14 protein-coding genes and 1 pseudogene are annotated in these 6,493 nt (G+C 43.7%); 4 read left to right on the forward strand and 11 right to left on the reverse strand.

The genetic code is table 11. From position 1 onward, the window contains the following. Positions 1–28: 28 nt before the first annotated feature. Positions 29–205 carry a hypothetical protein gene (locus AC1DCD_RS08205; RefSeq protein ID WP_464639845.1) on the forward strand — a complete coding sequence of 59 codons (177 nt, stop codon included), beginning with the start codon at positions 29–31 and terminating at the stop codon, positions 203–205. Between the two features lie 52 nt (positions 206–257). On the opposite strand, the gene AC1DCD_RS08210 is transcribed toward AC1DCD_RS08205, so the two are convergent. Further along, complete coding sequence (locus tag AC1DCD_RS08210; protein WP_464639847.1) at positions 258–551, reverse strand: hypothetical protein; 294 nt, start codon at positions 549–551, stop codon at positions 258–260. A gap of 264 nt (positions 552–815) precedes the next feature. Between AC1DCD_RS08210 and AC1DCD_RS08215 the strand changes: the two genes are divergently transcribed. Next, positions 816–956 carry a hypothetical protein gene (locus AC1DCD_RS08215; protein ID WP_464639849.1) on the forward strand — a complete coding sequence of 47 codons (141 nt, stop codon included), beginning with the start codon at positions 816–818 and terminating at the stop codon, positions 954–956. Between the two features lie 124 nt (positions 957–1,080). Here the strand turns inward: AC1DCD_RS08215 and AC1DCD_RS08220 are convergent, their stop codons facing one another. The 4 genes from AC1DCD_RS08220 to AC1DCD_RS08235 are packed head-to-tail and all read right to left on the reverse strand — an operon-like array spanning position 1,081 to position 2,166. After that, entirely contained in the window at positions 1,081–1,356 is a 276-nt protein-coding gene (locus AC1DCD_RS08220; protein ID WP_464639851.1) for a 5-formyltetrahydrofolate cyclo-ligase, read from the reverse strand. Positions 1,357–1,372: 16 nt separating this feature from the next. Continuing rightward, complete coding sequence (locus tag AC1DCD_RS08225) at positions 1,373–1,675, reverse strand: hypothetical protein (protein ID WP_019035372.1); 303 nt, start codon at positions 1,673–1,675, stop codon at positions 1,373–1,375. After that, on the reverse strand, positions 1,662–1,871 hold the full coding sequence (locus AC1DCD_RS08230) for a hypothetical protein (protein ID WP_464639853.1): 210 nt from the start codon (positions 1,869–1,871) through the stop codon (positions 1,662–1,664). Before AC1DCD_RS08230 ends, AC1DCD_RS08225 begins: the two co-directional genes overlap by 14 nt. After that, a complete protein-coding gene (locus AC1DCD_RS08235) occupies positions 1,861–2,166 on the reverse strand; it encodes a Tat pathway signal protein (RefSeq protein ID WP_464639855.1) in 306 nt (101 codons plus the stop codon). The genes AC1DCD_RS08230 and AC1DCD_RS08235 overlap by 11 nt, the downstream gene beginning before the upstream one ends. Positions 2,167–2,610: 444 nt before the next feature. Between AC1DCD_RS08235 and AC1DCD_RS08240 the strand changes: the two genes are divergently transcribed. Continuing rightward, the gene (locus AC1DCD_RS08240; RefSeq protein WP_464639857.1) at positions 2,611–2,805 is read left to right on the forward strand and encodes a type II toxin-antitoxin system HicA family toxin; all 195 of its coding nucleotides are present in this window, start codon (positions 2,611–2,613) and stop codon (positions 2,803–2,805) included. Positions 2,806–2,851: 46 nt separating this feature from the next. Then, positions 2,852–3,262: a type II toxin-antitoxin system HicB family antitoxin gene (locus tag AC1DCD_RS08245; RefSeq protein WP_008448970.1), complete on the forward strand. Its 411-nt coding sequence runs from the start codon at positions 2,852–2,854 to the stop codon at positions 3,260–3,262. 126 nt (positions 3,263–3,388) lie between these two features. Here AC1DCD_RS08245 and AC1DCD_RS08250 read toward each other — a convergent pair whose 3' ends face one another. The 6 genes and pseudogenes from AC1DCD_RS08250 to AC1DCD_RS08275 form a co-directional block, all read right to left on the reverse strand. After that, the gene (locus AC1DCD_RS08250) at positions 3,389–3,943 is read right to left on the reverse strand and encodes a DUF4468 domain-containing protein (RefSeq protein WP_464639859.1); all 555 of its coding nucleotides are present in this window, start codon (positions 3,941–3,943) and stop codon (positions 3,389–3,391) included. Between the two features lie 137 nt (positions 3,944–4,080). Beyond that, positions 4,081–4,482, reverse strand: coding sequence for a pilus biosynthesis protein HicB (locus AC1DCD_RS08255; RefSeq protein ID WP_019035382.1), 402 nt, complete (start codon positions 4,480–4,482; stop codon positions 4,081–4,083). 94 nt (positions 4,483–4,576) lie between these two features. Beyond that, positions 4,577–4,696 (reverse strand): annotated as a pseudogene (locus AC1DCD_RS08260) (type II toxin-antitoxin system HicA family toxin); the annotation flags it as partial. 274 nt (positions 4,697–4,970) lie between these two features. Beyond that, the gene (locus tag AC1DCD_RS08265) at positions 4,971–5,225 is read right to left on the reverse strand and encodes a DUF5053 domain-containing protein (RefSeq protein ID WP_024992582.1); all 255 of its coding nucleotides are present in this window, start codon (positions 5,223–5,225) and stop codon (positions 4,971–4,973) included. 61 nt (positions 5,226–5,286) lie between these two features. After that, on the reverse strand, positions 5,287–5,442 hold the full coding sequence (locus AC1DCD_RS08270; protein WP_019035384.1) for a hypothetical protein: 156 nt from the start codon (positions 5,440–5,442) through the stop codon (positions 5,287–5,289). Between the two features lie 200 nt (positions 5,443–5,642). Then, positions 5,643–5,900, reverse strand: coding sequence for a DUF5053 domain-containing protein (locus AC1DCD_RS08275; protein WP_464639862.1), 258 nt, complete (start codon positions 5,898–5,900; stop codon positions 5,643–5,645). Positions 5,901–6,493 lie beyond the last annotated feature (593 nt).

The following is a 6,493-nucleotide window of genomic DNA, read 5'->3' on the forward strand; positions in this document are numbered from 1 at the left end:
CAATATGTAAAAGGACAAAAAGATGTAGGTGTTATCCGCCAGAAAACTTATAGACGGCAATACCTACGAGGGGTGTAAAGAGCATGCAACAACCAATGTAAATAAGGCAAGCTCTCCAGCACCAATCGTCAGCCTTTATAAAGATGGGCATTGTGATGAGGGTTATGATTATTTCGAGAAATATCCACATAATTTTTGTTTTTAGTTCCTGCGACAAAGATAAGCAATATCCTTGAAACGCACAAGTAACAGTTTGTTTATTTACTTTCTATTGCATGGGACAATTGATTGTGCAGAGAGTTGCGAACCTCATCAGTAAAGCCATAGCGGAGTTCTGGGAAGATGTGCTTAAAGATGAGTGGCCAAACGAGCTTATTGTAAAGGTTGGTCTTACCCTGTGCCTTCCGTCCACGAGAGCGATTGTTATGATACTGAATATCGAGAAAACGGAGGTGGAGGGGCAGGAAGAAGCGCAGCTCGTAAGAGCCGTCGCCGATGGTTTTCTGTGCTACGCCACTTGTGGCAAAGCGTGACAGCTGCCCAGAGCGCACCTGAAAGAGGGATACGGCTGGTCGCCATGCCTCGTACATCTTGGTGATGGCTTCGGTCATGGTGTTGTGGACGAACTTTTTGCGTATGAGATGTTCTGTTATCATGCTGGCAAAAATAATAAATTATCTGGAGACATCGGCAGATGTGGACGGATATTTGACGGCCATGGGACGGATGTAAGACAGAAGGGAAACTTGACGTCCTTGGGCGGTGGAGACGGTATGGGAGAAGGGCTGAAGGGATGGTGGGAGGATTTGACGTGGATGCTCGGAGGGAACGACACGGCAGACAAGGTGAGGGACAGGGTGGGCGATGGTAACCTCAATGACTTGCTGACGGAGGGTGTCGGCAAGAAAAGAGGGGCGAATGAGGGCGGAGGTAATCATGAAAAAGTAAAAAGGTAAAAGGGTAAAAAGGGGGTTTCTTGAGCGGTAGCGAAAAAGGATAAAAGAGAAATGAGAAGTGGGAAGTGAAGGCAGCTGTCCTCACGGATGGCTGCCTCGAAATGCCTAATCATATATATATTAGTTATCGTTCCCTGAACATCCACTTGAACTCTAAGCTGTGCGCGCCGGGACGGTTGCAGAAATTGAAACCTGCATCGATAAGTGCGGAAAACACTTGCTCGGGGCTTACCTTAGCAGAGGGGTCAATGCCACGGATGGCATCGACAACTTCGGCGGTGGAGAAAAAATGGGTGGCTTCGGCTGGTGTGGAAGCAGGGCGGTAGGTAGTGAAGAGAGCTGCCACATAGATACTGATGTCGGTAATGGTCTGCTCTGGGGTTTCTTTCTTATTACTCATTGTCTGAAGGGTTTTATTATTCGGTTTTGACGGGGAGATCATTGTAGCGGATGTCGATGGCTGCAATGTCGGCAATGCGCTCCTTAGTGAGAAGGAGGTCGGAGAGGGTTTCGAGGCACTGCTGTGGCGTGTATTCGCGCGGGTTGCCCTGTCCGAACTCTATGAAGAGAGTATTGAGCTCGTCTATCATCTTGAGGATTATGCCTGACACTTCTTTTGCCTGTGCTATGGCACGCATCGCATCAGATGTGAGAGACAGCTTGTAGTTGTCAACGGAAACGATAGTTGTTGACTGGGTGGTGGCGTTATTGGTTTTCATTGTCGAGATCCTTTCTATAGTTAAGTTCTTGAATAAGTGCATCGGCAAAGGCTACTGCGAGCCTGGCTGCCTTTGACATACGTTGCCCTTCGTTAAGAGCTTTCTTAACATCGCCATCAACTCGGCAACCAACCACATTATAGTCGCCTCCGTAAGCCATAGCTATCTCCATCTCTGTAAAATCATTATCGTGCATCACGTCCTCCTTTCTTTTGAAAACGATAAACCAAATAGCCAGCCAACAGCGTAGAGCATAGGGCTACCACTGGCGATTGCTCCGCAGCTATGGCTGATAGCATGAGGCACAAAGATACGGCATTTACGCGAAATACCAAACGACGGGTTACGGGGAACTCGGCGATACGGCTGTAAAACTCGCTCTTTGAGTCGAGCCAAAGGTTAATTGACTTGATTTTGCGCTGTATCGTAGCACGTACGTTGATAGGCTGCTGTTTCTTTGCAGAACTCTCGAATTCGATTACTTGTTGCATATTACGCTTTGTTTTGACATTTCCCAGAACCGCTGGGTACGGATACGAAAAAAGCGGATGCTCTTCCCGTTCGTCAAAACAAAGCGATTTCGCACCGAAGGGCAATTTCACTGGGAGGCATCCGCCATATCTTCTTTACAGCGAGGCTGTAATATGGGCATAAAAAATAGCCCATCGAAGTTTAATAAGTTCGGGGCTTGAAGTTCTTCTCGCCCTTCTGTTGCGTATTACTACGCTTTGTTTTGACAGTTGCAAAGATAAGAAGTCTTTTTGTAACCGCCAAAGAAAAACACAAATATTTTTGCATGGCGAAAAGAAAAACAAGGAGAATATAGACAGAAAGATTAAAAGTATTAAAACGAATACTTTTTATCAACTAAAAGTTCGGATAATAGTATTATTATTACTACCTTTGTGTTGTCAAACAATAACAATATACAACAAATGAAAAGGTACAAAGTAAAGGAAGTCATCAAGATGCTGGAAGCCGATGCTTGGGTGTGTATCACGACAAAAGGCGACCACAGACAGTTCAAACACCCGACGAAGCCTGGAAAGGTAATGATAAGGGGTCACATGAACGAGGATTTAAGTCAGTTTTTACTGAACAGCATTTGGAAACAGGCAGGGTGGAAATAACCACCCTCCATTCCAACAAAACATAAGACAACTAATAACAAACACTATGGAGCAGATAAAAGTATTTATAGAATGGTGCGACCATAACTTTGGCGCAACCTTCGGCGACAATGTACCCGGAGCAGTGGTACTCACGGCAAAGACTTACGACGTGCTGATGAAGGAAATCCCTGAGACCTTGCAATTCCATGTGGAAGGCATGGTAGCCGATGGTGACGAGGTGCCAGAGTGGCTGCGCAATGGGGAATACGAGTTTGACTACGAGCTTGACACGGCAGCCCTTATTCGTTCGTGTGAGCAATATGCAAGCCTTGCCGCCATATCGCGTGCATCGGGCGTCAACGAAAGGCTGCTGAGTCACTATGCCAACGGCATAAAGAAACCTCGCCCGCAACAGCGTGAGCGCATTGTGGAAGGGTTGCATGAGATAGGCAGGAAACTAATAGCCGTTGTATAGTTATTGTTTGACAACAGACTTCCAATGGCAGGTCGGGGCAGCAATGCTCCGGCTTTTTTCGTGCGCTCTGGTAGAAGTTTTGTAACTGCCAAGGAAAAGCGCAATTATTTTTGCGTGGCACAAAAATTACCATTCGTCTTTTGTTTCAACCTCTCGCTTATCGACAAATTTCTCAAGGCTGGTAGAAAGCTCTTCAAAGGCACTTTCACAGAGAGGTTTACCTTTTTTAAAGAAATATTTATATCCAGCCTTTCTGTTTGCGCCTTCTATGCCTATCTCTTTTAAATCCTTTGGAAGGGAATCTACAAGAACTCCAAGGTGATTATTATACAGTGCCTCACGAATAGGGTCGTGACGGAAGTCACTTAAAGTAAGTTTCAATCTTCCATCTTTGAATTGAACATCTATTAGATACTTGATGTGACCTTCAATACTTGAGAATATCATATTTGTCTTGAATGGAATGTTTCCATTACCTATCAATTCTTTACCTGGGTTCTCATATTTCAATACAGCTCGTGAGTCAACATAGGTACGTACAAACCAGTTCTTGGTTGCATCGTACAACTGCTGAGCTGTAAAACCATCCTTCTGAATTACTTTTGTAAAAGTCAAAGGCTTCTGTGCGAAACACATGATCGTACTAACAAGTAAGATACATGTAAAAAATAATTTTTTCATATATTTAATAGTTCTCAGTTAATATTAGTTGCAAAGATACAAAAAGCGAATAGAAACGCAATGAAAAGCAAAAGAAAAAGCCTCCGATGTATCACACACCAGAGGCTTTGAGTTCTTTTTTATGAAGTACGTCGCCTTTAGAACGAGGCGGCCTGTAATTCCGTTCTTATTTGTGAGATACAAGCGGAGAGCTTCTTATAGGTAGCTTCTCCTGCTGTCTTGACACCACTCGTGTACTGGCGCATGAGTGAAGGATTGATGCCGGCACGTTTGGCTATCTCGGTAACGTTGAGAAAGCTGAAATAATTGAAGAATGAACGGAGGTCATATTTATACTCGAAAGTAAGTCCTGTGTAGCGTGCATCTTCAGGATATGCCTGACGGCATTCTTCGACAGCTTTCAGAAAGTCGGCCTTAGCCTCACTGGCGGTTGCTCCGTCGCCATCAATGAGGGCGTATTCGCCAATGGGTTGTTCACTGTAGCAAGAATAAGTCCCATCGTCGCCGAACTCGATTGTTACCAAAATTTTGTGTGCCATATTTCTGTTGTTTATAATATACTTGAAAGAAAAGAGCCCCTCCTTATTATTTCAGCAAACCAACTCTTGAAAAAGGGGCGGTACGCCCGGACGATTAACGTCCGAGCAATACCTTGTAGATTTTCTTCAACAGCCCCGTTTTGACTTCATGGCTGCCATGCCTTGGAATCCTGATTTTCGCCCCAGTTGCAGGGTTTGTCCATTCATCGTGCTCGGCCCCATGTTGAGTGAGTAATCATCCTGCTTTCCTCAACTCCTTGTAAAGTTGATTGTACTTCATAATTTAAAAGAGCTCTTTTTGTCTTAATGACAATGCAAAGGTAGCAATTTCGCTACAAACCTCCAAATATTTTGGTAACTTTTTTGCTACCAAGTAAGATTTTTAACATTTGAAGCAAAAAAGCCCCCTTGCTTGGTGCAAGAGGGCTAAGATGCGCCCATAGACCAAGGGCGACTTGTGTCTTAATATGGTCAACAGAAGACCAGGTCTAAATACTTTCAGCAGCTCGACGGATACGGTCGGAGAGGTCGAAAAGCGATCCACGGAGTTGCTCTACCTCTTCTTCAGTAAATCCACCTATGCCACCATTGCCGTCAATTCCTTTCATTTTATGGTAGAACCATGATGATGACTTGTGGAAGTATTTGTTAGCAAAATCCATCCACGATACAGAGAGGTTTATGTCTGCCAAACGCTGTTTCATATCGCTGACTACAACCTGTTTTCTGATAACTGTTTCCATTGTTGATTTCCTTTCTATTAGTTTTAAGCCCTCTCTCGGAGGAGAGGGCGAGAGGGTTTTATTAATTAGGCTGTCTTAGCATTGAGTAGAAATTCTCAATAATAATTTCGAGTAGCCTTGGATAACCGTCTGGATAGGAGCGATTATAATTTCTTATTTGCTCAATCAAATCTCTTTCCTCAGATGTGACCCTCATCATTTCTGTTTCTTGTTTCATATTTTGTTGTTTTATTAAGACACTACAAAGATACTACATTATTTCGTATTAACCAAATATCTACTACACTTTTTTATAGTAAAATATAATTTTAACATTTGAAGCAAAAAAGCCCCCTTGCTTGGTACAAGAGGGCTAAGATGCGCCACCAGCCCACGTGGCGACTTGGTGTTCAAATCGGTCAATATAGAAACCGAGGCTTAGTGTATGCCGTCAGCGACTCGGCGGATGCGGTCGGCAAGGTCGGTAAGCGCACCACGAAGTATTAACTTCTCTGCCTCGCTAAACTCTGTGGGCTTCTTGTTACCATCGATGCCGTCAAGTTTGTGGTAGAGCCAAGAACCTGATTTGCCGAAATAACGCTTTGCGAGATCTGACCATGAGATGGAAATCAGCAAGTCGCTCATTTGGGCTTTCATTGTGTCCGCCTGTGTTCTCTTTAATGTCATTGTTGCCATAGTTGTATCCTTTCTTTAATAACCCCTCCTCCGAAGAGGAGAGGCTTGTTTGTTTTAATCTTCGTTGCCTTCGAGCCATTCTACAAAGAGACGTTCAAGATAGTATCTTAACTCGGGGTCTCCGTTTGGATAACTCTTGCGGTAGTTACGCCCTGACTCAATCATATCGAACTCGATTTCTGTGAGTGCTAATTTTTTTGTTTTCATATTCTATATTTATTTTATTGAACAATACAAAGGTAATACTTTTATCCGTACTACGCAAATATTTCAGTACTTTTATTTGTATTAAAATAAAGTTTTAACATTTGAAGCAAAAAGCCGTAGCAGTTTTGAAGCTACTACGGCTGTATAGAACGAGCGGTAGGTGGTTATTCCTCTACGACAAAACCGTGAGTTATGAGGTCGTCAAGGAAAATCTCGGGGATTATCTAAGGATAAAAACGATAATCGGGTAGGAGGTAAATGTTATTCATAAAAGGCAGTTACCTCCTACTTTCACATTTACCGACCTCCCACACCACCGTACGTGCCGTTCGGCATACGGCGGTTTCGTACTTTTACACCTCACGGTGTGTGGCAAGTTGTTTTCA

This window comes from Prevotella sp. C0209C1 (assembly GCF_056583855.1).

Coding starts and splice junctions, on each gene's coding strand:
- AC1DCD_RS08215 (WP_464639849.1), top strand. CDS start 816: ATGCTCGGAGGGAACGACACGGCAGACAAGGTGAGGGACAGGGTGGGC.
- AC1DCD_RS08220 (WP_464639851.1), bottom strand. CDS start 1,356: ATGAGTAATAAGAAAGAAACCCCAGAGCAGACCATTACCGACATCAGT.
- AC1DCD_RS08225 (WP_019035372.1), bottom strand. CDS start 1,675: ATGAAAACCAATAACGCCACCACCCAGTCAACAACTATCGTTTCCGTT.
- AC1DCD_RS08230 (WP_464639853.1), bottom strand. CDS start 1,871: ATGCACGATAATGATTTTACAGAGATGGAGATAGCTATGGCTTACGGA.
- AC1DCD_RS08235 (WP_464639855.1), bottom strand. CDS start 2,166: ATGCAACAAGTAATCGAATTCGAGAGTTCTGCAAAGAAACAGCAGCCT.
- AC1DCD_RS08240 (WP_464639857.1), top strand. CDS start 2,611: ATGAAAAGGTACAAAGTAAAGGAAGTCATCAAGATGCTGGAAGCCGAT.
- AC1DCD_RS08245 (WP_008448970.1), top strand. CDS start 2,852: ATGGAGCAGATAAAAGTATTTATAGAATGGTGCGACCATAACTTTGGC.
- AC1DCD_RS08250 (WP_464639859.1), bottom strand. CDS start 3,943: ATGAAAAAATTATTTTTTACATGTATCTTACTTGTTAGTACGATCATG.
- AC1DCD_RS08255 (WP_019035382.1), bottom strand. CDS start 4,482: ATGGCACACAAAATTTTGGTAACAATCGAGTTCGGCGACGATGGGACT.
- AC1DCD_RS08265 (WP_024992582.1), bottom strand. CDS start 5,225: ATGGAAACAGTTATCAGAAAACAGGTTGTAGTCAGCGATATGAAACAG.
- AC1DCD_RS08270 (WP_019035384.1), bottom strand. CDS start 5,442: ATGAAACAAGAAACAGAAATGATGAGGGTCACATCTGAGGAAAGAGAT.
- AC1DCD_RS08275 (WP_464639862.1), bottom strand. CDS start 5,900: ATGGCAACAATGACATTAAAGAGAACACAGGCGGACACAATGAAAGCC.